General features: G+C 68.6%; 22 protein-coding genes and 1 pseudogene. 15 read left to right on the top strand and 8 right to left on the bottom strand.

The window, feature by feature from the left end; genetic code table 11:
• The 5 genes and pseudogenes from U9J39_RS05905 to U9J39_RS05885 all read left to right on the top strand — a co-directional run.
• A pseudogene (locus U9J39_RS05905) lies at positions 1-120 on the top strand (2-methylcitrate synthase); the annotation flags it as partial.
• A 176-nt stretch (positions 121-296) separates the two neighbouring features.
• Positions 297-857, top strand: a complete 561-nt coding sequence (locus U9J39_RS05900) for a hypothetical protein (RefSeq protein ID WP_115680686.1) — start codon at positions 297-299, stop codon at positions 855-857.
• 214 nt (positions 858-1,071) lie between these two features.
• Positions 1,072-3,777 (top strand): aconitate hydratase AcnA, encoded by a 2,706-nt coding sequence (gene acnA, locus U9J39_RS05895; protein WP_115710208.1) that lies wholly within the window; start codon positions 1,072-1,074, stop codon positions 3,775-3,777.
• A 224-nt stretch (positions 3,778-4,001) separates the two neighbouring features.
• Complete coding sequence (locus U9J39_RS05890; RefSeq protein ID WP_172581746.1) at positions 4,002-4,166, top strand: hypothetical protein; 165 nt, start codon at positions 4,002-4,004, stop codon at positions 4,164-4,166.
• Between the two features lie 108 nt (positions 4,167-4,274).
• Positions 4,275-5,477, top strand: a complete 1,203-nt coding sequence (locus tag U9J39_RS05885; protein ID WP_115680688.1) for a DUF2863 family protein — start codon at positions 4,275-4,277, stop codon at positions 5,475-5,477.
• A gap of 63 nt (positions 5,478-5,540) precedes the next feature.
• Here U9J39_RS05885 and trmB read toward each other — a convergent pair whose 3' ends face one another.
• The gene (gene trmB / locus U9J39_RS05880) at positions 5,541-6,227 is read right to left on the bottom strand and encodes a tRNA (guanine(46)-N(7))-methyltransferase TrmB (RefSeq protein WP_326346737.1); all 687 of its coding nucleotides are present in this window, start codon (positions 6,225-6,227) and stop codon (positions 5,541-5,543) included.
• Between the two features lie 118 nt (positions 6,228-6,345).
• Between trmB and U9J39_RS05875 the strand changes: the two genes are divergently transcribed.
• Positions 6,346-7,986, top strand: coding sequence for an ABC transporter substrate-binding protein (locus U9J39_RS05875; protein ID WP_326346730.1), 1,641 nt, complete (start codon positions 6,346-6,348; stop codon positions 7,984-7,986).
• Between the two features lie 55 nt (positions 7,987-8,041).
• Here the strand turns inward: U9J39_RS05875 and U9J39_RS05870 are convergent, their stop codons facing one another.
• From U9J39_RS05870 to U9J39_RS05845, 6 genes are all read right to left on the bottom strand, one after another.
• Positions 8,042-8,914, bottom strand: coding sequence for a spermidine synthase (locus U9J39_RS05870; protein ID WP_326346729.1), 873 nt, complete (start codon positions 8,912-8,914; stop codon positions 8,042-8,044).
• A 64-nt stretch (positions 8,915-8,978) separates the two neighbouring features.
• A complete protein-coding gene (locus tag U9J39_RS05865; RefSeq protein WP_116312853.1) occupies positions 8,979-9,731 on the bottom strand; it encodes a tetratricopeptide repeat protein in 753 nt (250 codons plus the stop codon).
• Positions 9,732-9,956: 225 nt separating this feature from the next.
• A complete protein-coding gene (locus U9J39_RS05860; RefSeq protein ID WP_111521449.1) occupies positions 9,957-10,394 on the bottom strand; it encodes a universal stress protein in 438 nt (145 codons plus the stop codon).
• Positions 10,395-10,625: 231 nt separating this feature from the next.
• Entirely contained in the window at positions 10,626-11,129 is a 504-nt protein-coding gene (locus U9J39_RS05855; protein ID WP_115710217.1) for a DNA-deoxyinosine glycosylase, read from the bottom strand.
• Positions 11,130-11,242: 113 nt separating this feature from the next.
• Positions 11,243-13,144: a molecular chaperone HtpG gene (gene htpG / locus U9J39_RS05850; RefSeq protein ID WP_326346728.1), complete on the bottom strand. Its 1,902-nt coding sequence runs from the start codon at positions 13,142-13,144 to the stop codon at positions 11,243-11,245.
• 118 nt (positions 13,145-13,262) lie between these two features.
• Positions 13,263-14,813: an aminotransferase-like domain-containing protein gene (locus tag U9J39_RS05845; RefSeq protein ID WP_326346727.1), complete on the bottom strand. Its 1,551-nt coding sequence runs from the start codon at positions 14,811-14,813 to the stop codon at positions 13,263-13,265.
• A gap of 84 nt (positions 14,814-14,897) precedes the next feature.
• Between U9J39_RS05845 and U9J39_RS05840 the strand changes: the two genes are divergently transcribed.
• From U9J39_RS05840 to U9J39_RS05810, 7 genes are all read left to right on the top strand, one after another.
• A complete protein-coding gene (locus tag U9J39_RS05840) occupies positions 14,898-15,575 on the top strand; it encodes a VOC family protein (RefSeq protein ID WP_115710223.1) in 678 nt (225 codons plus the stop codon).
• A 32-nt stretch (positions 15,576-15,607) separates the two neighbouring features.
• Positions 15,608-16,321 carry an alanyl-tRNA editing protein gene (locus tag U9J39_RS05835; protein WP_326346726.1) on the top strand — a complete coding sequence of 238 codons (714 nt, stop codon included), beginning with the start codon at positions 15,608-15,610 and terminating at the stop codon, positions 16,319-16,321.
• Entirely contained in the window at positions 16,318-16,980 is a 663-nt protein-coding gene (locus U9J39_RS05830) for a LysE family translocator (RefSeq protein ID WP_326346725.1), read from the top strand. Before U9J39_RS05835 ends, U9J39_RS05830 begins: the two co-directional genes overlap by 4 nt.
• A 119-nt stretch (positions 16,981-17,099) precedes the next feature.
• Positions 17,100-18,017 (top strand): DMT family transporter, encoded by a 918-nt coding sequence (locus tag U9J39_RS05825; protein WP_116378962.1) that lies wholly within the window; start codon positions 17,100-17,102, stop codon positions 18,015-18,017.
• Positions 18,018-18,028: 11 nt separating this feature from the next.
• Positions 18,029-18,496, top strand: coding sequence for a RidA family protein (locus U9J39_RS05820; RefSeq protein ID WP_115680699.1), 468 nt, complete (start codon positions 18,029-18,031; stop codon positions 18,494-18,496).
• 75 nt (positions 18,497-18,571) lie between these two features.
• The gene (locus U9J39_RS05815) at positions 18,572-19,756 is read left to right on the top strand and encodes an aminotransferase-like domain-containing protein (RefSeq protein ID WP_326346724.1); all 1,185 of its coding nucleotides are present in this window, start codon (positions 18,572-18,574) and stop codon (positions 19,754-19,756) included.
• 38 nt (positions 19,757-19,794) lie between these two features.
• Entirely contained in the window at positions 19,795-20,439 is a 645-nt protein-coding gene (locus U9J39_RS05810) for a glutathione S-transferase family protein (RefSeq protein WP_115710232.1), read from the top strand.
• 27 nt (positions 20,440-20,466) lie between these two features.
• Here the strand turns inward: U9J39_RS05810 and U9J39_RS05805 are convergent, their stop codons facing one another.
• Positions 20,467-21,117, bottom strand: a complete 651-nt coding sequence (locus U9J39_RS05805; RefSeq protein WP_115710234.1) for a LysE family translocator — start codon at positions 21,115-21,117, stop codon at positions 20,467-20,469.
• A gap of 412 nt (positions 21,118-21,529) precedes the next feature.
• Here U9J39_RS05805 and U9J39_RS05800 point away from each other — a divergent pair, with 412 nt between their 5' ends.
• Both U9J39_RS05800 and U9J39_RS05795 read left to right on the top strand, forming a co-directional pair.
• Entirely contained in the window at positions 21,530-23,212 is a 1,683-nt protein-coding gene (locus U9J39_RS05800; protein ID WP_115681473.1) for an L-lactate permease, read from the top strand.
• Between the two features lie 180 nt (positions 23,213-23,392).
• On the top strand, positions 23,393-25,222 hold the full coding sequence (locus U9J39_RS05795) for an ABC transporter ATP-binding protein (RefSeq protein ID WP_115710235.1): 1,830 nt from the start codon (positions 23,393-23,395) through the stop codon (positions 25,220-25,222).
• Positions 25,223-25,274: the final 52 nt, after the last annotated feature.

Here is a 25,274-nt window from a genome sequence, read left to right as displayed (position 1 = left end):
ACCTCGGGCTGGGCCGCGCACATCATCGAGCAGCGCATCGACAACAAGATCATCCGCCCCAGCGCCAACTACACCGGGCCGGAGAACCTGAAGTTCGTGCCGATCGGCAAGCGCAAGTGAAGCCGGCCCAAGTGAAGCCGGCCCAACAGCGGCGCCGATTATGTAACCAAAGCCCAGAGCACTACGCCGCCCCGGCCAAATCGTAGAGAATAGCGGCGGCAATGATCCCAGCGCCGCCCGCCTGCCGGGGGCACATGACCATAAATCGATTTCAGTATCCGAAAGGCACTCACAAAATGAAACATCTTGTCCTTGCCGCCTGCATCGGCGCCTTCAGCCTGACCACCGCCACCGCCGTGATGGCGCAGGAGCCGGCCAAGAAGACCACCACCAAGAAGAAGTCGTCGACCAAGAAGAAGGCCGCCGCCGGCGCGGCCGCCGCGGCCGGCACCGCTGCGGCGGTGACCCCGAGCGGCGAGAAGTGGCAATGCGAACTGGGCAACAGCCTGTATATCGCCGGCGACATGCTGCGCGACGAAATCCTGACCGTGCACTGGCAAGGCCGCGACTACAAGCTGCCGCGCCAGGCCACGGTGACCGGCGCCGACCGCTACTACGACGCCCGCACCGGCCTGGACCTGGTGGTGATCCCGAGCAAGGCCATGCTGTTCAACAAGAACTTGGGCCAGCGCCTCGCCGACGATTGCCAGAGCGCCGCCATGCAGGCCGGCGCCGCGGCCCCGACCCAGGCCGGCGGCCTGCGCGCGCCGGCCACCACCCCGCTGCTGGTGACCCCGCCGGACGGCCAGACGATTCAGCCCGGAAGCACCCAGCAAACCGCCGCGCCCAAGCAGTAAGCCGTACCGGGGCGCTGGCGGCCGCTGCCTTGCGGCCGCCAGCGCCCTTTTGCCTTGCCGTGCCGGGTGGCGGCGGAGCCGCACCCCGGTTAGAGTATGCAGTTGCAGTGCGCTGCCTGCCTCGGACCGCGGTCAAACGCCGTGGCAGCGCACCGGGGTCTCGATTCAGGTCCGAGCCAATGCCATCGCATCATCCTTCGATCGGAGTACGGCAATGCCCCACAACCTCAAGAACACGCTAAAAGAATTCAGCATCGGCTCTTCCGGCAAGGGCCAGTATTACTCCCTGCCCCAGCTGGGCGAGGCACTGGACCTGGACATCGGCCGCCTGCCGGTGTCGATCCGCGTGGTGCTGGAATCGGTGCTGCGCAACTGCGACGGCAAGAAGGTCACCGAGGAACACGTCCGCCAGCTGGCCAACTGGAAGCCCAACGCCGAGCGCGTCGACGAGATTCCCTTCGTGGTGGCGCGCGTGGTCTTGCAGGACTTCACCGGGGTGCCGCTGCTGGCCGACCTGGCGGCGATGCGCAACGTCGCCGAGAAGATGGGCAAGAACCCCAAGCAGATCGAGCCGCTGGTGCCGGTGGACCTGGTGGTCGACCACTCGGTGCAGATCGACCACTTCCGCGAAAAGAAGGCCCTGGACCTGAACATGCAGCTGGAATTCCAGCGCAACAACGAGCGCTACCAGTTCATGAAGTGGGGCATGCAGGCCTTCGACACCTTCGGCGTGGTGCAGCCGGGCTTCGGCATCGTGCACCAGGTCAACCTGGAATACCTGGCGCGCGGCGTGCACCGCAAGGACGGCGTCTACTACCCTGACACGCTGGTCGGCACCGATTCGCACACCACCATGATCAACGGCATCGGCGTGGTCGGCTGGGGCGTCGGCGGCATCGAGGCCGAGGCCGGCATGCTGGGCCAGCCGGTGTACTTCCTGACCCCGGACGTGGTCGGCGTCGAACTCAAGGGCCGCCTGCGCGAAGGCGTGACCGCCACCGACCTGGTGCTGACCATCACCGAGATGCTGCGCAAGGAGAAGGTGGTGGGCAAGTTCGTCGAGTTCTTCGGCGAAGGCACCGCCAGCCTGGCCCTGCCCGACCGCGCCACCATCGGCAACATGGCGCCCGAATACGGCGCCACCATGGGCTTCTTCCCGGTGGACGAGAAGACCATCGAATACTTCCGCGGCACCGGCCGCACCGACGAGGAAATCGCCGCATTCGAGGGCTATTTCCGGGCGCAGGACATGTTCGGCATCCCCGGCGCCGGCGAGATCGACTACAGCAAGGTAGTGACGCTGGACCTGGCCACGGTGGCGCCGTCGCTGGCGGGCCCCAAGCGCCCGCAGGACCGCATCGAGATCGGCAACGTCAAGAGCACCTTTGCCTCGCTGTTCAGCAAGCCGGTGGCCGAGAACGGCTTCAACAAGGATGCCGCCGACCTGAACCGCAGCTACAGCACCGCCGACGGCATCGAAGTGCGCAACGGCGACGTGCTGATCGCCGCCATCACCTCGTGCACCAACACCTCCAACCCCAGCGTGCTGCTGGGCGCCGGCCTGCTGGCCAAGAAGGCGGTCGAAGCCGGCCTGAGCGTGGCGCCGCATATCAAGACCTCGCTGGCGCCGGGCAGCCGCGTGGTCACCGAATACCTGAAGGCCGCGGGCTTGCTGCCGTACCTGGAAAAGCTGGGCTTCGGCGTGACCGCCTACGGCTGCACCACCTGCATCGGCAATGCCGGCGACCTGACGCCCGAGCTGAACGAGGCCATCACCAGCAACGACCTGGTCGCGGCCGCGGTGCTGTCGGGCAACCGCAATTTCGAGGCCCGCATCCACCCCAACATCCGCGCCAACTTCCTGGCGTCGCCGCCGCTGGTGGTGGCCTATGCCATCGCGGGCAACGTCACGCGCGACCTGATGACCGAGCCGGTCGGCAAGGGCAAGGACGGCCGCGACATCTGGCTGGGCGACATCTGGCCAAGCTCGGACGAAATCCACGCCCTGATGAAGTACGCGATGGACGCCAAGACCTTCAAGGGCAACTACGAGCAGGTCAAGAAGCCGAGCAAGCTGTGGGGCGCGATCCAGGGCACCAAGGGCCAGGTCTACGACTGGCCCCGCTCCACCTATATCGCCGAGCCGCCCTTCTTCCAGGACTTCAGCATGGAGCCGTCGGCGACCTCGGCGAGCGTGCGCGGCGCGCGCGCGCTGGGCATCTTCGGCGATTCGGTGACCACCGACCATATCTCGCCGGCCGGCTCGATCAAGGACACCTCGCCGGCGGGCAAGTACCTGCTGTCGCACGGCGTGCTCAAGGCCGACTTCAACAGCTACGGCTCGCGCCGCGGCAACCATGAGGTGATGATGCGCGGCACCTTTGCCAACGTGCGCATCAAGAACCTGATGATCCCGCCGACGGCGGACGGTGCGCGCGTGGAAGGCGGCATCACCATCCACCAGCCCACCGGCGAGCAGATGTCGATCTATGACGCGGCGATGAAGTATGTCGCCGAGGGCACGCCCACGGTGGTGTTCGGCGGCGAAGAATACGGCACCGGCTCGTCGCGCGACTGGGCGGCCAAGGGCACGCAGCTGCTGGGCGTGAAGGCCGTGATTGCGCGCAGCTTCGAGCGCATCCACCGCTCCAACCTGGTCGGCATGGGCGTGCTGCCGCTGCAGTTCAAGGGCGCCGACAGCGCCCAGACGCTGGGTATCACCGGCAACGAGACCTTCGACATCGAAGGCATCGAGGGCGACCTGAAGCCGCAGCAGGACGTGGTGCTGGTGATCAAGCGCGCCAACGGCGACGTGCAGCGCGTGCCGGTGCTGCTGCGCATCGATACGCCGATCGAGGTCGACTACTACAACCACGGCGGCATCCTGCCGTTCGTGCTGCGCCAGCTGCTGGCCGCCTGAGCGCCATCAGCGCCATCCGCGCCAACGACGCCGCCCGTCCCGTCCTTTCCAGGTCCGGGGCAGGCGGCGTTTTTTCATTGGCGCTTGCGACTCGGGCATCACCTGCGGGCCCGCGCATCGCGTGTAAGTTTGACGCAAGCCATGGCTGTCAAACTGTGTCGCACAAGAACGCGGCCGAACGACCGCAAGCCGGACCCCGGCATCACCCAGAACCAGGAGACACCATGGTCAAGATCCTCATCGCATTCATCGTGGTCGCCGGCGCGGCCCTCTACCTGCTGACCAAGGGCGGTAGCGACGTTTCCATTTCCGGCGAATCGCACAGCGTCGAGAGCCATGCACCCGCGGCCCCGGCAGCGTCCGCGGCCCCCGCCCCGGCCGAGAAATAATCGTCGCGCAGGCAGCAGCATCCACATCGACCGCACGCATATAGCGGTCTCCCTGTCAACGCAACGAGTAGAATACCGTTTTACGCAAAAAACGGACGGTTTCTTTCTATGGCAGGTTTTCGCCCCAAGGCTTCCCCGCGACTCTCTCCCGACGCCGAGCGTCTGGTGGCCGATGCGCTCGCCCTCGACGCATCGGGCAGCCGCATGGAAGACGGATACTGGGAGCGGCGGCTTTCGCAGCGCCTTGGCCGCCTGCTGAAGAACGGTAGCCAGACCGCGCTCGACGCGGCGCTGGAGCACCTGTTCAAGCACAATGCCGACGCCTCCGACGTGCTCGCCGAGCAGGCCGAGACGCTGGCCGAATCCGCCTCGATCGAGGTCGACGGCCAGCACTATGACGCGCTGCTGATCGCCGCGCCGATCCTGGCGCACACCCGCTACGCGATCCCGTCCGGCACGCTCAAGCCCGAACTGGCGCAGACCCTGGCGGTGCACCTGCAGGCACATGTGCTCGCCAACGGCACCAAGGTCGCGCTGTCGCCCTACCTGTACAGCATCGACCAGCTGCCGCGCACGCACAGCGACACCTTCGCGCTGACACACAAGCTGGCCGCGGCCGCCCTGGCCGGCGCGGTGCCCAAGGTCGACCTGCGCGACCTGCCCGAGACCGCGCCGATCCTGGCCGATCCGCGCTACCTGCTGGCGGTGGTGGTGGCGCCGCGCGAACAGGCGCTGTTCCGCTGGCAGGAAGACGCCAAGGACCATCACGCCGAGCGCTCGACCTGCCTGGAACAATGGCGCAGCCAGGTGCAGCCTTCGGTAGCGCTGCTGCTGCCGGGCTGCGAGTTCGAGCTGCTGCTGCCGGACGCGTTCTTCCTGTCCTGCCGCGAATCCGACAAGAGCATCCGCCCGCTGACCGTGCGCGCCGCCGTCAACTACCTGTGCGGCACGCTGGACATCTCCGCGGGTCAACTGGCCGCGGTGGTGGCCGCCTTCGGCGAGGAAGTGGTCGAGGAATACCGCGTCGGCTTCACCATGCGCGGCGAGAAGGATGTGATCTACGGCATCGTCTGGCCGGTCTACGGCCGCGAAGCCGGCGAGGTCGATGCCGACGAAAAAGGCAATCCGCTCGAGCAGATCTGCGAGGAACTGCGCAATGCCGGCGTCGAGGACATCTTCCGCCACGCCGCGCTGTTCGATCCGGAATACTGCGAAGACTGCGGCACGCCGCTGTACGCCGACCGCAACGGCGAGATCGTCCACGCCGAGCTGCCGGAAGACGCGCCGACGCAGCAGCCGCTGTTCCACTAAGCGCGCTGGCAGCGAGCCAGGCAGCGAAACGGCCCGCACTGCGGGCCGTTTTTCATCGTGCGTTCAGCCGGGCTGCCGCTCGCTGACGCAGCGCCACAAGCCATGGCCCGAGGCCGCGTACTTGCGCTCGAACGGCGTCATCGGCTGCGCCGGCGCCCAGGCCTCGATCCGCGCCGGCCGTCCCGCCAGTTCCAGCGCCTGCGCGAACTCGTCGATATAGATGCGCCAGTTGCTGCGGCACTCGAGGTAGTCGCCGCACGCCGCCAGCGCCGGGAACACCGCGTGCCCTTGCCAGCGCCGCCCCAGGTGGCCGATTTTCGGCCACGGGTTCGGGTACAGCACGTAGTGGCGCGCCACCGGCACCGCATCCGCCTGCAGCAGCCGCCAGACATCGACCAGATCGGCGCGGGCCCAGCAGAAATTCGCCGGCATCGGCGCGTCGCCCCACCAGTCCTTGCCGGCGGCCAGGCGCTTTTCGGACTGGTCGACGCCGATGACGAAATGGCCGGGGAACTGCGTGGCCAGGCGCAGCGTGCTTTCGCCGACGCCGCAGCCGGCATCGAGGATCAGCGGCGCGCCGCCAGCCTGCTGCCAGCGCTGCAGCGCCGCGGCCAGCTCGCGCCGGCTGGGCTCGCCGATGGGCTTGCGGAACGGCTCGGCCAGGTGGCGCGCGACGCGCGCGACCAGGTGTTCATGGACATCGGACTGCGCCGAGACGATGGTGCGGGAATTGGCGAACATGGACGCCATTTTACCGGGCAGCCCTGCCAGCAAGGCTGCAACCATGCCACTTTAGCGGCACAATGCGGGACAAACCCGTCTGAGAACCCGTCCGCGACCGCGCGGACCCGTACGAGGAGCCTGCCCGATGACCATGATCCACGCCCTGCCGCCGCAACGTCCGCCGCGCCGCCGTGCCACTCCCGCGCGCCGCGCGGTGCTCCGTGCCGCCGCGGCGCTCGTCTTCGGCAGCGCCGCCTTCACCCTGCTGCCGGCCGGCGCCGCGCATGCCGAAGACCTGCGCATCGGCCTGGCCGCCGACGTCACGTCGATGGATCCGCACTGGAACAATGCCGGTCCCAACAACGCCATTGCCCTGCACGTGTTCGAGTCGCTGGTGTTCATGGACAAGAACGCGCGCTACATCCCCGGGCTGGCGCTGTCGTGGAAGCCGGTCAACGCCATCACCTGGGAAATCAAGCTGCGCCCCAACGTGAAGTGGCACGACGGCTCGCCCTTTACCAGCGAAGACGTCAAGGCCTCGCTGGAGCGGCCGGAGAAGCTGGTCAACAGCCCGGGCTCGTTCACCAGCTACACCAAGCCGATCGCCCGCATCGACACGCCCGACCCGCTCACCGTGCGCCTGACCATGAGCGTGCCCAACTACGCCAACCTGGCCAATGACCTGAACAGCGTGCCGATCATGCCGAAAAAGATCGCGGCCACGCTGACGCAGAACGATTTCGACTCCGGCAAGGCCATGATCGGCACCGGCCCGTTCAGGTTCGTGCGTTTTGCGCGCGGCCAGGAAATCGTGATGGCGCGCAATCCCGACTACTGGGGCCCGAAGCCCGAGTGGGACCGCGCGGTGTTCCGCATCATCACCGACAACGGCGCGCGCAGCGCCGCGCTGCTGGCGGGCGATGTCGACGTGATCGAGAGCGTGCCCTCGGCCGACGTCGCCAAGCTCAGGCAGAACCCGAAGTTCAAAATCGAGCAGCAGGTGTCGTGGCGCACCGTGTTCTGGCAGATGGACCAGTCGCGCGACAACCCGCCCTTTGTCACCGACAAGGCGGGCAAGCCGCTGGGCAAGAATCCGTTCAAGGACGGGCGCGTGCGCGCCGCGGTCAGCAAGGCGCTGAACCGCGACGCCATCGTCAGCCGCATCATGGAGGGGCTGGCGGTGCCGGCCTCGTCGATCGTGTCGCCGCAGATCTTCGGCCATCCCGGCACCAAACCCGACGCCTACGACCCGGAAGGCGCGAAGAAGCTGCTGGCCGCGGCGGGCTACCCGGACGGTTTCGCCCTGACGCTGCACGCCACCAACAACCGCTACCTGAACGACGCCGCGGTGGCGCAGGCCACCGCCAGCATGCTGACCCGCATCGGCATCCAGACCAGGGTGGAAACCATGCCGGTGGCGGCCTACTTCACGCGCGCGCGCCAGGGCGAGTTTGCCTTCCAGATGCTGGGCTGGGGCTCGGCCGCCGCCGACGTGGCGCTGCGCTCGATCACCGGCACGCCCAACCCGAAGACCGGCTACGGCACCTGGAACTGGGGCAAGTACAGCAACCCGCAGCTGGACCAGCTGATCGAGAAATCGCTGACCACGGTCAGCAGCGACAAGGCGCGCGAGGACAACGCGCGCGTCGCGGCAAAGTTCGCTCTGGCCGACCACGCGATCATTCCGTCGCACAGCCAGCTGGCGATGTGGGCGATGAAGAAGGGTCTGAAGTACGAGGCGCGCACCGACGAGTGGTCGCTGGCGCAGTTCTTTCACAAGGAGTGAAGGCGTCCGCGCGCCGAGGGTTTTCTCCTCTCTCCCGCTTGCGGGGGAGAGGTGCTTAAATCATCAACCGCTCTTCCTGCCGTGCATTGGCCGCGCGCAGCTTCTTCACCCAGTCCCGCGCCGGCAGCCCGGTGGTGCCCTCGACCACGTCGGCGCGCGCTTCCAGCACGTCCCACGCCACATCGATTTCCGGCCCGTTGAAGGCCAGCGCGATGATGTTGCCGTCATGCACTTCCGGAAACACCAGCACGCGGTTGTCGAAGGCATCGCAGATGCGCTCGATGTTCTTCGGAAAGCTGTCGTGGTCGCCGAACAGGTTGATCGTCATCACACCCGGCGCCTTCAGCGTGCGGCGGCAGGCGCGGTAGAACGCGGTGGTGTCCAGCACCGGGCCGCGCGCGGTGGCGTCGTACAGGTCGACCTGCAGCACGTCGACGGCGCCGGCGTGGGCGCCGTCCATCACGTAGTCCCAGGCGTCCTGCTCGCGCACGGTCAGCCGTGCGTCGTCCTCGCGCAGGCCGAACATGCTGCGCCCGGCGACGATCACGGCGGGGTTCAGCTCCACCGCGGTCACCCGCGCGCGGCTGAACTGGCGATGGCAGAACTTGGTCAGCGCCGCGGCGCCCAGGCCCAGCTGCACCACGTGGAATTCATCGACCGACGGCGACAGGAACAGCAGCCAGGCCATCATCTGCTGCGCGTATTCCAGCTCGATCGCATCCGGCTTGCGCAGGCGCATCGCGCCCTGTACCCACTCGGTGCCGAAGTGCAGGTAGCGCACCCCTTCCATTTCCGAGAACGTCACCGGCGCGAAGCGCGGCGTCATGCGTTTTTCTTCGCGGGCTGGCGCCTCGCCACGGGTGCGGGTGCCGCGGGCCGGACGGCGCGAGGCCACGGCTTCAATCGATTTGCGTTTCAGTAGGGTCATGTCGTCGAGAAAGGCATTCGCCGCCCACGCCGAGGCGATGGAGGCGATGGGAACGAACGCGGATTTACCTGGCCAGCGCCGCCTGCGCGCGCTGCAGCCAGGCGCGGTTGTGGTCGCGGGCGTGGCGCGGCCAGTGGCGGGCGTCGTGGACGATTTCGGCATACAGCCGCTGCGCGCGCTCGCGGTCGGCCGGGTCGGGCTGGGCCGCCAGCCAGTCGGCGAACAGGCAGCGCGGCGCGGCGTCGCTGGCGCTGGTCAGCGCCTGCTCGAAGGCGGCGCGCGTGCCGGCCGCGCCGGTGGCGGCCAGGGCTTGCGCGTACAGCAGGGCCGGCTCCGGCTGCTGGCGGGCGCGCGGCTGGGCCGCGAACAGCTTCTCCAGCGTCGCTAGCGCGCCGGGCGCATCGCCGGTGGCGAACTGCGCCTGCGCCAGGCCCTGCAGCAGCGCGGGATCGGTCGCGAACGGGCCGTTGGCGGCCGCCTGGTAGTGCTGCAGCGCCTCGGCCGGCTCGCCGGCGGCCAGCAGCGCCGCGCCCAGGCGCATGCGGTGCGCCACCGTCGGGGCCCGATCGAAATCCGAGCGGGCCTCGCGCACCGCGCGGTTGGGATCGACCAGCTGCGTGATGGCGCGCGTCGCCGCGCGCGCCCCGCGCGACTGGCGCAGCTCGGGCAGGTAGATCGCAAAGAAATAGACCACGCTGCCGAGGCCCGGGAACAGGAACAGGATCAGCAGCCAGTACATGTTCTGGTGCGTGCGCACCGCGTGCACGGCAAAGAACAGTGCAACGATGATATGGATGCTGATGCCGAAAATACGCATAGGGAAATCACCTTTGAAACCACGGCGGGCGCGCCAGCCGCCGGCATTGTGACAGAAAGGCGCGGCGGCGGCCCGGGCGCGGGCGCCGCATAGGGTTGCAAACGGGGCTGCGGACAGGCCCTCAGGATGCCAGAAGCGCCTCGCGCCGGCAAAAAAGCGGCCCCGGCAGCGCCGGTTTTGCAACCGGTGCCCGCCAGGGCCTGCTGCTTGACGCGCGTCGCCGTGCTAGCGATAGACCAGCACCGGGATCTTGCTGTGCGTCAGCACCTTCAGCGTCTCGCTGCCGATCAGCATGCCCTGGATGCCGCGCCGCCCGTGCGATGCCATCACGATCAGGTCGCAGCCCTTGTCCTCGGCGGTCTTGATGATGGCTTCGTAGGGATGGTCGTTGACGGCGTAGGCGGTGTCGCACGGCACGCCCGCCGCGCTGGCTTCCTCGGCGCGCTCGCGCAGGTACTGCGTGGCGCCCGCCGCGGCTTCCTTGACGTAGGTTTCGCGGGTGTCCTCCAGCATCTCGACCTGGTAGGTCAGCACGTGGTAGTTCGGACAGACCCGCACCGCGGTGGTACGCGCCCCCATGTCCCGCGCCAGCGCGAGCGCCTTGCGGAACGCCGATTCAGACAGGTCGGAGCCATCGACCGCCAGCAGCAGATGCTTGAACATGATTGCCTCCTTGCCGCATGTTTGCCGGCTCAGGCAACTCACTTCCGATGCATTCGCGCCATGCGTCAGAAAGTGCGAGCCCGCAAGGCGCACAAGGAGCGGCCGATACTCCCGGTTTGGAATCATGGGCCAGCCCGATTCCAGTATAGGTGCGCGATCGCCCACGACAATCCGGAACGCGTCACTTCCAGGCAGGCCGATTCCATACGCGCAATGCCGGCAGCGAGCCCCTCAGTCCAGCAGGCTGCGCCATAACGAAAGCTTCTGCTCGAAGCTGCGCGCGGCATGCGCCGGGCTGGACGAGGGCAGCACCACGGTCTCGTAGCCCTGCGCGGCGAACTGCGGCGCAAAGCGGCCTGAGGTGCCGCCGTTGAAGCCGATGCGCCGCAGCGACGGCGCCAGCGCGCGCAGGCGCGTGAAATCGTTGGCCTGCGGATAGCGGATATTGCTGTCCAGGCTGCCTTCGCGCTGGCACGCGCCCAGCACGTCCCACACGCCGATGCGATGCGCCAGCAGCCGCACCAGCCGTTCGGCATAGGGCAGCTCCGCCAGCGGCTCGCCGGTCAGCGCGCCCAGCAGCGGCCAGAACTGGTTGCGCGGATGGGCGTAATACTGGCGCGCGGCGAGCGACGCGGCACCGGGAAAGCTGCCCAGCACCAGCACGCGGGTGTGGGCGTCGATGACGGGGGGCAGGCCCTGGTGGAGGTCGGGTTGAGGCGGGAACGTGTCGGGCATGGCAAGAACGCAGGGGCCTGCTGACAGTGCAAAAACTGCGATTGTTGTCTCCCCTCTCCCGCAAGCGGGAGAGGGGAGCAAACCAGCGGTGTGCAAGGCCGAATCGCGTCCGCTCAGGCCAGCAGCTTGTTCACGCGCTGGACGTAGGCTGCCGGGTCTTCCAGCATGCCGCCTTCGGCCAGCAGCGCCTGGTCGAACAGCACCTGCAGGCGGTCGCTGAAGGCATCCCCTTCCGGCAGGTCCCGCAGCTTCTTCACCAGCGCGTGCTCCGGGTTCAGTTCCAGGATCGGCTGGGCATCCGGCGCCTTCTGGCCGGCCTGCTTGAGCAGGCGCTGCAGGTAGCCGCTCATGTCGCCCTCGTCCGAGACCAGGCACGATGCCGATGCAGTCAGGCGCAGCGTCACGCGCACGTCCTTGGCCTTGCCGGCCAGCACGGCCTTGGCGCGCTCGACCACGTCCTTCCAGTCGGCTTCGGCCTTTTCCTGCTCGGCCTTTTCGGCCTCGTCGGCCAGCTTGCCCAGGTCGAGGTCGCCGCGCGCCACCGACACCAGCTCCTTGCCGTCGAATTCGCGCAGGAACGACAACATCCATTCATCGACACGGTCGGTCAGCAGCAGCACTTCGATGCCCTTCTTGCGGAACACTTCCAGGTGCGGGCTGTTCTTCGCGGCGGACCAGGTGTCGGCCGTGACGTAGTAGATCTTGTCCTGCCCTTCCTTCATCCGCCCGACATAGGCGGCCAGCGACACGTTCTGCTCGGCGGTGTCGTTATGGGTCGAGGCGAAGCGCAGCAGCTTTGCCACGCGCTCCTGGTTGGCCTGGTCTTCGCCGGCGCCTTCCTTCAGCGCCTGGCCGAATTGCTGCCAGAAGGTGTCGTACTTGGCGCGCTCGGCTTCGTCCTCGCTGTCGGCCATCGATTCCAGCATCGACAGCACGCGCTTGGTGCAGCCCTCGCGGATCGCCTTGACGTCGCGGCTCTCCTGCAGCAGCTCGCGCGACACGTTCAGCGGCAGGTCGGCGGAATCGACCACGCCCTTGACCCAGCGCAGGTAGCCCGGCAGCAGCTGCTCGGCGTCGTCCATGATGAAGACGCGCTTCACGTACAGCTTGAGCCCGGCCTTGTGGTTGCGGTCCCACAGGTCGAACGGCGCGCGCGCCGGGATGTACAGCAGCTGGGTGTATTCGCTGCGGCCTTCGACGCGGTTGTGGGTCCACGCCAGCGGCGCCTCGTTGTCATGCGCGATGTGCTGGTAGAAGGCGGTGTACTGCTCGTCGGTGATGTCGGACTTGGCGCGGGTCCACAGCGCGCTGGCCTGGTTCACGCTCTCCCACTCGTCGGTGCGCTTGTAGCTGCTGGCTTCCGCATCCCATACTTCCTTGGGCATGCGGATCGGCAGCGAGATATGGTCCGAGTACTTCTGGATGATGCTCTTCAGGCGCCACGCCGACAGGAAATCGTCCTCGCCCTCGCGCAGGTGCAGCGTGATGGTGGTGCCGCGCTCGGTGCGCGCGATCGCGTCGACGGTGAACTCGCCGTCGCCGGTGCTTTCCCAGCGCACCGCCTCCTCGGCGCCCAGGCCAGCGCGGCGCGTTTCCACGGTGACCTTGTCGGCGACGATGAAGGCCGAATAGAAGCCCACGCCGAACTGCCCGATCAGCGCCGCGTCCTTCTGCTGGTCGCCGGACAGCTGCTGGAAGAATTCCCTGGTGCCCGAACGGGCGATGGTGCCGAGGTTGCGGATGGCCTCGTCGCGGCTCATGCCGATGCCGTTGTCGGTGATCTTCAGCGTGCGTGCCTGCGCATCGGCCTCGATGCGGATGGCCAGGTCGGCGTCGTTCTCGAGCAGGGACGGATTCGCGATCGCCTCGAAGCGCAGCTTGTCGGTGGCGTCCGAAGCATTCGAGACCAGCTCGCGCAGGAAAATTTCCTTGTTGCTGTACAGCGAGTGGATCATCAGGTGCAGCAGCTGCTTCACTTCCGCCTGGAAGCTCATCGTCTCGTGCGGTGCGGTCATGGTTCTCCTCTTGAAAACAGGCGAATCTGGATAGGTTGGCTGGCCACCGGGGCCGTGCCGGCAAAAATAGGGACGCCCGGGCCATTTTCAAGACCCGGGGGGCGCGCCGGGCGCTCGGCTACAGCCGCTCGAGCTGCCGCGCCAGGAAGCGCAGCATGTCCGGATCGCCGCTGCTGGCGACGTTGAAGCGCATCCAGCCGGACGGCATCTGCGACGGCGAAAACAGGCTGCCCGGGGCGAACAGGTAGCCTTCTTCATGGCCGGCGGTGGTGATGGCGTTGGAATCACGGCCGGTGTCGGCCCACAGGTACATGCCGGCATGCTGGCCGGGGAACAGGCGCAGGCCCAGTCGTTCCAGCTCGCGCCGGGTCTCGTCGCGGGCGCGGTCGAGCCGGGTGCGCACGCGCTCGACGTGCTTGCGGTAATGCCCTTCGGTCAGCACCTTGTACAGCACCCGCTCGTTGATCTCGGGCGTGGCCAGCCCGGCCAGCAGCTTGCCGTCGGTCAGCGCCGCGGCCGTCTCCGGATGCGCCGCGACAAAGCCGACGCGCAGGTTGGCCGCCAGCGTCTTGGAAAAGCTGCCCAGGTAGATCACCCGGCGCAGCTGGTCCAGGCTGGCCAGCCGGGTGGCGGCGTGGCCGGGCGGGCACAGATCGCAGTAGATGTCGTCCTCGACGATCAGGAAGTCGTACTGCTCGGCCAGGCGCAGCAGCTGGAACGCCTTGGCGGCCGACAGCGAGGTGCCGGTCGGGTTGTGCAGCACCGAGTTGATGACGAACAGCCGGGGCCGGTGCGCCTGCACGATGCGCTCCAGCGCCTCCAGGTCCGGGCCCTCCCCGGTATAGGGCACGCCGATCACCTGCGCCCCCTGCGCGGCAAAGCGGCCGAACATCACGAACCATGCCGGGTCGCCCACCAGCACCGCGTCGCCGGGCTGCAGGTAAAGCCGGGCGATCAGGTCGAGTGCCTGGGTGATGCCCGAGGTCAGCACGATCTGCTCGGCGCCGGCGCGGATCTCCAGTTCTTCCAGCCGGGTGCGCAACTGCTGGCGCAGCGGCAGGAAGCCCTGCGGGGTGCCGCTGGCCAGGAAATGGTTGCCGGGCTGGCGGCCGAGCCCGCGCAGCGCGCTGGCGATCAGCTCGCCGTCGAGCCAGTCGTTGGGCAGGAAGCCCAGTCCCGGCGCCTTGTGTGCCTCGGCGGTATGGAACATGCTGCGCAGCAGCCAGGTCACGTCGATCTTGCGCGCCGCCGGCGCGTCGCGCGAGACCGGCGCCGCCGGCGCGGCCGGGGCCCGCTCGCGCACGTAGAAGCCCGAGCCCCGGCGCGATTCCAGGTAGCCCAGCGCCACCAGCCGCTCGTAGGCCTCGACCACGGTGAAGCGCGAGATGCCCTTCTCCTGCGCCAGCTGGCGGATCGACGGCATGCGCATGCCGGCGCGGAACACGCGCTCGTCGATGCGCATGCGGGCCCATTCGGTCAGCTGCTCGACCAGCGTCATCTGCGCCGACGGCACCGGGTCCGGCAAGCGCGCGGTGGACGGCAGCGCCAGCTGCAGCGCGCGCGCGGCTGCGGCGCCGGCTGGGGCTTGCGCGCCGCCTCGGCTATCCTTCTCGCGGGCCACGGCGGCGCTGACGCCGCCGGCGTCGCCCTTGCTGGATGGGGCATCCATGTGCTGCTCCTGCAACTGTACTGAAGACGATCCGCTGAACTGTACCGGTACTGTACCGAGTACCTTGTCTACCATCAAGCCAAGATGAAGCTAGCTCTCGATCACCTCGTCGTTGCCGCCCCCGACCTCGACACCGGCACCGACTACGTTGCCGGCGTGCTGGGCATTGCGCCCCAGGGCGGCGGCGCGCATGCGGCCATGGGCACGCACAACCGCGTGCTGGGCCTGTTCGGCGGCATCTACCTGGAAGTCATCGCGATCGATCCGACCGCTCCGGCGCCGGCACGGCCGCGCTGGTTCGGCCTGGACAGCGAAGCGCTCCGGCAGCGCCTGCGCGATGGCCCGTTCCTGCTGCACTGGGCCGCGCGCGTGGAACGGCCCGCCGACATTAGCCGCTGGCAGGCCCAGTATCCCGAACGCATCGCCCCGGTCATCCCGATGAGCCGCGGCAGCCTGCACTGGCGCATCACCGTACCCGCCGACGGCAGCCTGCCGGCCTGGCCGGGCGAAGCCGGCAGCGCCGGCGACGGCGCGCTGCCCAGCCTGATCCAGTGGGACGTGACCCCTGCCCCCGGCGCCAGCCTGCCGCGGCAGGACCTGGCGCTGCGCCGGCTGTGCGCGCGCCACCCGCGCGCCGAGCTGCTGCGCCAGGGGCTGGCATGGCTGGGTGCCGACCACCTGCTCGCGGTGGAGCAGGACGACGGCCCGCCCGGACTGATTGCCGAGATCGAAACCGCGCAGGGCATCCGCACCCTGCGCTAGCCGTCCCCACAACAAGCCCCAAGGAGCCCCCGATGTCCGCCACCCGCAAGCGTTTCGACGAATACCCGTACCTCGACCACTGCGCCGCCACCGTGGTGGCCGCCAGCGCCGAGGGCATCGAGCTCGACGAGACCGTGTGCTACGCGCGCAGCGGGGGCCAGGCCGGCGACACCGCCACGCTGACGCTGGCCGACGGGCGCACCGTGGCCATCGTCGACACGGTCTACGCCGACGACCGCCGCCGCATCCTGCATGTTCCGGCCGCCGGGGCGCCGCTGCCGCGCGTCGGCGAGCGCGTCACCGTGGCGATCGACTGGGACCGCCGCCACCGGCTGATGCGCCTGCATACCTGCCTGCACCTGCTGGGCTCGCTGATCCCGGTGCCGGTGACCGGCTGCGGCATCTCGCCGGACAGCGCGCGCATCGACTTCGACCTGCCCGAATCCACGCTCGACAAGGCCGACCTGAGCGAGCGCCTGAACGCGCTGATCCGCGCCAACACCGCGGTGCGCACCACCCTGATCACGCCGCAGGAACTGGCCGCGCAGCCCGACCTGGTGCGCACCATCGGCGCCGCGCCGCCGGCGGGCACGGCCAGCATCCGCATCATCGAGATCCCCGGGGTCGACCGCCAGCCGTGCGGGGGCACGCACGTGGCCAACACCGGCGAGATCGGCGCGGTGGTGGTGACGAAGATCGAAAAGAAGAGCCGCACCAACCGGCGCGTGGCGGTGGCGTTCGCATGACCGCTTCGGCACTGCTCACGGACCTGCTCACCGGCCTGAGCACGGCGCAGTTCGCGGCGCTGCTGACGCTGCTGACGGTCGGCCTGTTCACACCCGGACCCAACACCACCATCGCCGCGGTGAGCGGGGCCAACTTCGGCCTGCGCGCGACGCTGCCGCATTGCGTCGGCGTCGCCTTCGGCTTTGCCAGCATCCTGGCGCTGTGCGCGCTGGGCGTGGGTGCGCTGGTGCTGGGCCAGCCCGCGCTGGCCGCCGCCGTGCACGCGGCCGGCGTGGCCTACCTGCTGTGGCTGGCGTGGAAGATCGCGCGCAGCACCGCGCTGGCCGAAAAGCAGGTGCTGCGCCCGCTCAGCGTGTGGCAGTCGGCGGCGCTGCAGTACGCCAATATCAAGGCGTGGATGCTGGCGCTGGCGGTGGCGGCCTCGTACATGGCGGGCGCGGCGTCGCCGGTGCAACGCGTGCTGCTGGTGTGCGGCGTGTTTGGCGTGCTGGGCTTCGTCAGCAACGGCGTCTATGGCGCGGTGGGCGCGTCGCTGCGGCAGTGGCTGCAGCACGGCCAGCGCGTGCGCTGGTTCAACCGCGCCATGGGCGCGGCGCTGGCGCTGACGGCGCTGTGGATTGCGGTCGGGGCCCGCCCCGGCGTGCCCGCGGCAGCCTGACCCGCGAGTTCAACACCCTGACAACACCGAGGCCAATCATGCCCGCCAGCCGCCCCGCTCCGCCAACACCCTTGTCATCGACGACACCCCCGGCTGCTGCCGTGCCGGCCTCCGGCGGCATGCTGCTGGGCCTGGTCGGCGTGGCGATCTTCAGCCAGACCCTGCCGTTCACGCGCATGGCGGTGGCCGAACTGGACCCGATCTTCGTCGCGCTGGCGCGGGCCGTGCTGGCCGCGCTGCTGGCGCTGGCGCTGCTGGCCTGGCGCGGCGCGCTGCGCGCGGGCCGGCGCCCGCGCGGCGGGCAATGGACGCGGCTGGCCGTGACCGCGCTGGGCGTGGTGGCGGGCTTTCCGCTGTTTTCCTCGCTGGCCATGCGCGAGGTGCCGGCCAGCCACGGCGCCATCGTGATCGGGCTGCTGCCGCTGGCCACCGCGGTGTTCGCCGCGTGGTTCGGACGCGAGCGGCCGTCGCCGGCGTTCTGGCTGTCGGCGCTGGCCGGCAGCGCGCTGGTGGTCGGCTTTGCCGTGTGGCAGGGGGCCGGCGGCCTGCAGCATGCCGACTGGTTCCTGTTCGGCGCGGTGCTGCTGGGCGCCCTGGGCTATGCCGAGGGCGGCAAGCTGTCGCGCGAGCTGGGCGGGCTGGAAACCATCAGCTGGGCGCTGGTGGTATCGCTGCCGGTGCTGGTGCCGGTGGTGGCCTGGCTGACGCTGCGCGACCTGCCGGCGATCGCCGCGGCGTCGCCGCGGGCCTGGGGCGGCATGGCCTATGTTTCGGTGTTCTCGATGTTCGTGGGCTTCCTTTTCTGGTACGCCGGCCTGGCAAAAGGCGGCGTGGCCCGCGTCGGCCAGATACAATTGCTGCAGCCGTTCCTGACGCTGGCGGGCGGCGCGCTGATCCTGTCCGAGCCGCTCGACGCTGCCACCATCGCCTTCGCGGTGGCGGTGATTGCCGTCGTGGCCCTGGGCCGCCGCGCCGCCGTGCAGCAATCCGCACCTGCCCCGGAACCCTCACCGATCCTTCCCGGACGCATTCACTGACTGGAGCCTACATGTCCCAAACCTCGGTCTACGATACCCTTGCCCGCCTCGGCATCGAACTGCCGGCCGTCAGCGCCCCCGCCGCCGCCTACGTGATGGCCGCGCAGACCGGCAACACCGTGTTCCTGTCCGGCCATATCGCGCGCAAGGACGGCAAGGTCTGGACCGGCAAGCTGGGCCAGGAGATCGACACCGAAACCGGCAAGGCCGCCGCCCGCGCCGTCGCCATCGACCTGCTGGCGACGCTGCATGCGCATGTCGGCGACCTGAACCGCGTCACCCGCATCGTCAAGGTGATGAGCCTGGTCAATTCGACCACCGACTTCACCGAGCAGCACCTGGTCACCAACGGCGCCTCCGAGCTGCTGGCCGAGGTCTTCGGCGACAAGGGCAAGCACGCGCGCAGCGCCTTCGGCGTGGCGCAGGTGCCGCTGGGCGCGTGCGTCGAGATCGAACTGATCGCCGAAGTGCAGGGCTGAAGCTTTATCGTTGACTGAGCGGCCGGCCGTTGCCGTGCCGCTCTCCCAAGAATCACCGCAGACTAGAGACACATCATGAAATGGGCCATTTCCCGCCGGGCGCAGCAACTCACCAGCTCGGCCATCCGCGAAATCCTTAAGGTCACCGAGCGTCCGGAAGTCATTTCGTTCGCCGGCGGCCTGCCGTCGCCGGCGTCGTTCCCGGTAGCGGCGATGGAAGCCGCGACGGCCCGCGTCTTCGCCGACAACCCGCAGGCGGCGCTGCAGTACGCCGCGACCGAAGGCTACCTGCCGCTGCGCGAGTTCGTCGCCCGGCGCCATGACGTGGCGGTCGAGCGCGTGCTGATCACCACCGGCTCGCAGCAGGCGCTGGACCTGATCGCCAAGGTGATGATCGACCCCGGCAGCAAGGTGATGGTGGAAACCCCCAGCTACCTTGGCGCGCTGCAGGCGTTCTCGCTGTTCGAGCCGGAATTCGTCTCGATCCCCAGCGACGACAAGGGCCTGCTGCCCGAGGCGCTGACGCCCGAGCTGACCGCCGGCGCGCGCTTCCTGTACGCCCTGCCCAACTTCCAGAACCCGACCGGGCGCCGCCTGCCGCTGGAGCGCCGCCAGGCGCTGGTGGCGCGCGCGCAGGAACTGGGCGTGCTGCTGGTCGAGGACGATCCGTACGGCGCGCTCAGCTACACCGGCGACCAGCTGCCGAGCCTGCTGTCGATGAACCCCGATGGCGTGATCTACATGGGCTCGTTCTCCAAGATCCTGGCCCCCGGCATGCGCCTGGGCTACGTGATCGCCCCGCCCGAGCTGCATTTCAAGCTGTGCCAGGCCAAGCAGGCCTCGGACCTGCACACGCCCACGTTCACGCAGCGCGTGGCCTACGAGACCGTGCGCGACGGCCTGCTCGACACCCATATCCCGACCATCCGCGAGCTCTACGGCAAGCAGTGCCAGACCATGCTGGATGCGCTTGCGCGCCACATGCCCGAAGGCGTCAGCTGGAATACGCCGGAAGGCGGCATGTTCATCTGGATGGAGCTGCCCGAGGGGCTGGACAGCATGGTGATCCTGGAAGAAGCGGTCAGGCGCAACGTCGCCTACGTACCCGGCGCGCCGTTCTATGCCAACAACCCGAAGCGCAACGCGCTGCGCCTGGCCTTCGTCACGGTGCCGGCGGAGCGCATCGAGCAGGGCGTGGCGATCCTCGGCGAGCTGTTCCGCGAAGCCATTGCCGCGGCGCGGCAGCCGCGCGCGGCCTGACGCCACGGCAAACGGGCGCACCTGACTTGGGAGACGACATGTTGCGTATCTGGGGCCGGCTTTCCTCCATCAACGTGCAGAAGGTGGTCTGGTGCGCACGCGAGCTGCACCTGGACCATGAGCGCGTCGATATCGGCGTGACCAAGGGCGACCTCGACACCGAGGCCTACGTGCGCCTGAACCCTAACCGCCAGATCCCGGTGATCGAGGATTTCCGCGGCACGGATGTCGGTGGCGAGCCGTTCGTGCTGTGGGAGTCCAATGCGATCGTGCGCTACCTGTGCGCACGCTACGGCGAAGGCACGCTGTGGCCCGAGGACGTCAAGGCGCGCGCCTCGGCCGACCGCTGGATGGACTGGCAGACCACCGCCTTCAGCCCGGCGATGGTGACCGCGTTCCTGAACCTGGTGCGCAAGCCCGAAGCCGAGCGCGACCCGGCCGCCATCGAGGCCTCGTGCGAGCGCACCGAGCCGCTCGCCGCGCTGCTGGACAAGGCGCTGGCCGGACGCGAGTTCATCGGCGGCGACCGCTTCACCATGGCCGACATCTCGCTGGCCTGTGCCGCGCACCGCTGGATGGGACTGCCGCGCCAGCACCAGCCGCGCCCCGAGCTGGAGCGCTGGCTCAACGCCATGCGTGCCCGCCCAGCCGCCGGCGGCATCCTCGAACTGCCGCTGCGCTGAGCCGCGGCAGTTTTTTCACCCGCCCTTCTACTTCGGCGCGCGCGAGCCCGATGCCGCGGTGAACACACCCAGCCCGATAAAGGCCGCGCCGGTCAGGTAGCGGCCCAGCGCGCGCGCCCGGCCGGCGCGGCGCAGCGCCGGCATCACCGCGGCGGCGGCCATCACGTAGCACGCATCCGTGGTCGCGGCGATCAGCACGAAGGCCACGCCCAGCGCCAGGCTCTGCGCCAGCGCCGAGCCCGCCGGGTTCATGAACTGCGGCAGGAAGGCGGCGAAGAAGATCGCGGTCTTGGGGTTGAGCAGCGCCACCACGAAGCCGTCGCGTACCACCTGTCGCAGGCTGCGCGGCGACACCTCGGGGGTGCCGCCATCGGCCCCGCCGCCGCCGCGCAAGGCTCGCACGCCCAGCCAGATCAGGTACGCCGCGCCGGCGTACTTGACCACCGTAAAGGCCAGCGCCGACACCGAGAACAGCACGGCCAGCCCCAGCGAGGCGCCGATGGCATTGCCCAGGTTGCCCAGCGCCACCGCGCCGATCGAGGCCAGCCCGGCCTGCCGCCCCTGCGCCAGCGTGCGGGTGACGATATAGACCACGGCCGGACCCGGCGTGATCGCCAGCGCCAGGCTGGCCACCACGAAGGCCGTCAGCAGCGGCCACGGCGGAAGGAATTCAGTCATGGGGAAACCTCGTCTCGGAGTGGAATCGGTTCCGGCGTGTGCCGGCGCACTGCCCGCCAGTATGGCGCCACCGCGATGCCGGCGCCAGCCGGGGCATCGTCGTCGCCGCCAGTCATGCTGCCGCGCCGCTGGCTTGCATACTTTTGCAACGGGCGCCGTTTAGAGTACTCTGGCCGGTGTGCCGCAAGGGCCCCATGTGCGCCGCGCTGCTCGTCCGGGCAAACCCTGATCCCTGAATGTGGCTCATCGCGATCATGACGCGATGTACGGCAGGCGCCGGCAGGCCCTTTTTTAAAATCCTTGTTCTTTGCCGGCGCGGCGGCTAGCGCACGCCGGTGCAAAGCGCATGCGGGAGTTCCAGGGCACGCAGATCGCCCGGGCGCCCGAGCCAAACCAGAGGAGGATTTCGATCGTGTGGAGTCAAGTCTATGACCCGCTAGGCAATATGGCGCTGTCGACCATTGCCGCGGGCATTCCCGTCGCCGTGCTGCTGGCAGCGCTGGCGTTCTTTCATATGCAGGCGCATCTGGCGGCGGGCCTGGCGCTGGTGATCGGCATCGTGGTGGCGTCGACCGTGTTCGGCATGCCGGCGGCCATGGCGGGCAAGGCGGCGGGGCTGGGCATCGTCTCCGGGCTGTTCCCGATCGGCTGGATCGTGCTGAACATCATCTTCCTGCACCGGCTCACCACGCTGAACGGATCCTTCAAGGTCTTGCAGAACTCGATTTCCGGCATCACCGAAGACCGCCGGCTGCAACTGCTGCTGGTGGCGTTCAGCTTCGGCGCCTTCTTCGAGGGCGCGGCCGGCTTCGGCACGCCGGTGGCGGTGACCGGCGCGATCCTGATCGGGCTGGGTTTCTCGCCGCTGGCGGCTTCGGGCCTGGCGCTGATCGCCAACACCGCGCCGGTGGCATACGGCGCGCTGGGCGCGCCCATCATCGGGCTGGCCTCGGTGACCGGACTGGACCTGCTCGACCTGTCGGCGATGATCGGGCGCCAGCTGCCGTTCTTCTCGGTGATCGTGCCGTTCTGGCTGATCTGGGCCTTCGCCGGCTTCCGCGGCATGCTGGCGATCTGGCCGGCGATCCTGGTGGCGGGCGTGAGCTTCGCCGTGCCGCAATACCTGGTGTCGAATTTCCACGGCCCGTGGCTGGTGGACGTGATCGCCGCGCTGGTGTCGATGGGTTCGCTGACGCTGTTCCTGAAGGTCTGGCATCCGAAGGAAATCTGGACCTCGACCAAGATCCTCGGCCGCCACGACGACTCCAAGGTCGACCACCCCGAAGCACTGGAAGCCGACGCCCGCGCCAGCGCCGCCTCGGCCGGGATCTCGGTGGCCAAGGCCTGGATGCCGTGGGTGATCCTGACGGTGTTCGTGTTCGTCTGGGGCATCCCCGAGTTCAAGAAGCTGATGGACAGCCTGTGGGCCTGGAAATTCCCGGTGCCGGGCCTCGACAAGGCCATCGTCAAGGTGCCGCCGGTGGTGCCCAAGGAAGTCATCGAAGGCGCCGTGTTCAACTTCAACGTGCTGTCGATGGCCGGCACCGGCATCTTCGTCTCGGCCATCGCCGGCGGTCTGCTGATGGGCTACTCGGTGCCGCGGCTGTTCCGCGAGTACTGGGAAACCATCAAGCTGGTGCGCTACTCGCTGCTGACCATCTGCGCCATGTTCGGCGTCGGCTACCTGACCCGCTACTCGGGCCTGGATGCGACGCTGGGCCTGGCCTTTGCGCACACCGGCGTGTTCTACCCGCTGTTCGGCACCATGCTGGGCTGGCTGGGGGTGGCGCTGACCGGCTCGGACACCGCCTCGAACGTGCTGTTCGGCGGCCTGCAGAAGACCACCGCCGAGCAGCTGGGCCTGTCGCCGGTGCTGATGGCTTCGGCCAACAGCTCAGGCGGCGTGATGGGCAAGATGATCGACGCGCAGTCGATCGTGGTCGCGTCGACCGCGACCAAGTGGTACGGCCACGAAGGCGACATCCTGCGCTACGTGTTCTTCCACTCGATCGTGCTGGCGATCCTGGTGGGCCTGTTCGTGACGCTGCAGGCCTACGTGCCGCCGTTCACGCATATGGTGATCCACCACCCCTGACGCGGCCGGCGCGGCCGACGCCGCGGCGGATTTTCGCAGCGCGTATCAGACAAGGCCCCGCCCCCGGCGGGGCTTTTCCATTGCGCAAGGCGCGTATCATGTTGCGTCTGATCCGCCGCAAGCGCCCGGCATCCCACCAGGACGAGCAGGCGTGCCGTGGCACACAACGGGAACCCTGCCATGTTGCGTCGCCTGGAAAGACTGATCGACCCCTTCCGCCATATGCCGGACCGCGAGCCGCCGGGCCAGGTGCTGCGCTTCTACACCTGGTACCTGCGCGAGGTCTGGGGCGTGTTCGTGCTGCTGTTGCTGGTGGGCCTGGTCGGCGCGCTGATCGAGGTGGCGCTGTTCAGCTTCCTCGGCCGGCTGGTCGACATGGCGCAGACCACGCCCGGCGCCGAGTTCTTCAGCCGGCACCGCAACGAGCTGGTGTGGATGGCGGTGGTGGCGGTGCTGCTGCGTCCTATCTTCTTCGGCCTGCATGACGTGCTGGTGCACCAGGTGATCAGCCCCAGCCTGTCCAACCTGATCCGCTGGCAGAACCACCGCTACGTGCTCAAGCAGAGCCTGTCGTTCTTCCAGAACGACTTTGCCGGGCGCATCGCCCAGCGCATCATGCAGACCGGCTTCTCGCTGCGCGACTCCGCGGTGCAGGCGGTGGACGCGCTGTGGCACGTGGCGATCTACGCGGTCAGTTCGCTGGTGCTGTTCGCGCAGGCCGACTGGCGCCTGATGATCCCGCTGCTGCTGTGGATCGTCTGCTACGTGGCCGCGCTGCTGTACTTCGTGCCGCGCGTCAAGCAGCGCTCGGTGATCGCCACCGAATCGCGCTCGCGGCTGATGGGGCGCATCGTCGACGGCTATACCAATATCACCACGCTCAAGCTGTTCGCGCATACCCGGCAGGAAGAAGACTACGCGCGCGACGCCATGGCCGAGCAGACCGAGAAGACGCGGCAGGCCGGGCGCATGGTCAGCGGCATGGACGTCACCATCACCGCGATGAACGGCGCGCTGATCGCCGGCACCACCGGGCTGGCGGTATGGCTGTGGAGCACCGGCCATGTCACCACCGGCGCGATCGCGCTGACCACCGGGCTGGTGATCCGCATCAACAATATGTCGGGCTGGATCATGTGGGTGGTCAACGGCATCTTCGAGAACGTCGGGCAGGTGCAGGACGGCATGAAGACCATCGCGGTGCCGCGCCAGGTCACCGACCGCGCCAACGCGCAGCCGCTGCGCGTCACGCACGGCGAAGTCCGCTTCGAGCAGGTGGGGTTCCACTACGGCAAGGGCTCGGGCGTGATCGAGGGCGTCAACCTGACGGTGCGGCCAGGCGAGAAGATCGGGCTCGTGGGCCCGTCGGGCGCGGGCAAGTCGACGCTGGTCAACCTGCTGCTGCGGCTCTACGACGTCGAGCGCGGGCGCATCCTGATCGACGGCCAGGACATCGCCACGGTCACGCAGGAAAGCCTGCGCGCGCAGATCGGCATGGTCACGCAGGACACCTCGCTGCTGCACCGCTCGATCCGCGAGAACCTGCTCTACGGCAAGCCCTCCAGCACGGACGCCGAAATCGCCGCCGCGCTGCACCGCGCCCGCGCCGACGAGTTCATTCCGCACCTGGTCGATGCCCACGGCAATACCGGGCTGGAGGCACAGGTCGGCGAGCGCGGCGTGAAGCTGTCAGGCGGCCAGCGCCAGCGCATCGCGATCGCGCGGGTGCTGCTCAAGAACGCGCCGATCCTGATCCTGGACGAAGCGACCTCGGCGCTGGACTCCGAAGTGGAAGCCGCGATCCAGGAAAGCCTGGAAACGCTGATGCAGGGCAAGACCGTGATCGCCATCGCGCACCGGCTGTCGACCATCGCACGGATGGACCGGCTGGTGGTGCTGGACAACGGGCATATCGTGGAGAACGGCACGCATGCGGAACTGCTCGCGCATGGGGGGCTGTATGCGCGGCTGTGGGCGCATCAGACTGGGGGATTCGTGGGGGTGGATTGATATGTTGCCCGCCGGATTGGGGGCTCCCTCTCCCGCTTGCGGGAGAGGGGAG

It is taken from the genome of Cupriavidus sp. SS-3 (assembly GCF_035818815.1).
Lineage (GTDB): Bacteria > Pseudomonadota > Gammaproteobacteria > Burkholderiales > Burkholderiaceae > Cupriavidus > Cupriavidus taiwanensis_C.
Note: the sequence above shows the minus strand (reverse complement) of the source record. Positions and strands in the feature narration are given on the sequence as shown.

Coding starts and splice junctions, on each gene's coding strand:
- U9J39_RS05900 (WP_115680686.1), top strand. CDS start 297: ATGAAACATCTTGTCCTTGCCGCCTGCATCGGCGCCTTCAGCCTGACC.
- acnA (WP_115710208.1), top strand. CDS start 1,072: ATGCCCCACAACCTCAAGAACACGCTAAAAGAATTCAGCATCGGCTCT.
- U9J39_RS05890 (WP_172581746.1), top strand. CDS start 4,002: ATGGTCAAGATCCTCATCGCATTCATCGTGGTCGCCGGCGCGGCCCTC.
- U9J39_RS05885 (WP_115680688.1), top strand. CDS start 4,275: ATGGCAGGTTTTCGCCCCAAGGCTTCCCCGCGACTCTCTCCCGACGCC.
- trmB (WP_326346737.1), bottom strand. CDS start 6,227: ATGGCGTCCATGTTCGCCAATTCCCGCACCATCGTCTCGGCGCAGTCC.
- U9J39_RS05875 (WP_326346730.1), top strand. CDS start 6,346: ATGACCATGATCCACGCCCTGCCGCCGCAACGTCCGCCGCGCCGCCGT.
- U9J39_RS05870 (WP_326346729.1), bottom strand. CDS start 8,914: ATGACCCTACTGAAACGCAAATCGATTGAAGCCGTGGCCTCGCGCCGT.
- U9J39_RS05865 (WP_116312853.1), bottom strand. CDS start 9,731: ATGCGTATTTTCGGCATCAGCATCCATATCATCGTTGCACTGTTCTTT.
- U9J39_RS05860 (WP_111521449.1), bottom strand. CDS start 10,394: ATGTTCAAGCATCTGCTGCTGGCGGTCGATGGCTCCGACCTGTCTGAA.
- U9J39_RS05855 (WP_115710217.1), bottom strand. CDS start 11,129: ATGCCCGACACGTTCCCGCCTCAACCCGACCTCCACCAGGGCCTGCCC.
- htpG (WP_326346728.1), bottom strand. CDS start 13,144: ATGACCGCACCGCACGAGACGATGAGCTTCCAGGCGGAAGTGAAGCAG.
- U9J39_RS05845 (WP_326346727.1), bottom strand. CDS start 14,813: ATGGATGCCCCATCCAGCAAGGGCGACGCCGGCGGCGTCAGCGCCGCC.
- U9J39_RS05840 (WP_115710223.1), top strand. CDS start 14,898: ATGAAGCTAGCTCTCGATCACCTCGTCGTTGCCGCCCCCGACCTCGAC.
- U9J39_RS05835 (WP_326346726.1), top strand. CDS start 15,608: ATGTCCGCCACCCGCAAGCGTTTCGACGAATACCCGTACCTCGACCAC.
- U9J39_RS05830 (WP_326346725.1), top strand. CDS start 16,318: ATGACCGCTTCGGCACTGCTCACGGACCTGCTCACCGGCCTGAGCACG.
- U9J39_RS05825 (WP_116378962.1), top strand. CDS start 17,100: ATGCTGCTGGGCCTGGTCGGCGTGGCGATCTTCAGCCAGACCCTGCCG.
- U9J39_RS05820 (WP_115680699.1), top strand. CDS start 18,029: ATGTCCCAAACCTCGGTCTACGATACCCTTGCCCGCCTCGGCATCGAA.
- U9J39_RS05815 (WP_326346724.1), top strand. CDS start 18,572: ATGAAATGGGCCATTTCCCGCCGGGCGCAGCAACTCACCAGCTCGGCC.
- U9J39_RS05810 (WP_115710232.1), top strand. CDS start 19,795: ATGTTGCGTATCTGGGGCCGGCTTTCCTCCATCAACGTGCAGAAGGTG.
- U9J39_RS05805 (WP_115710234.1), bottom strand. CDS start 21,117: ATGACTGAATTCCTTCCGCCGTGGCCGCTGCTGACGGCCTTCGTGGTG.
- U9J39_RS05795 (WP_115710235.1), top strand. CDS start 23,393: ATGTTGCGTCGCCTGGAAAGACTGATCGACCCCTTCCGCCATATGCCG.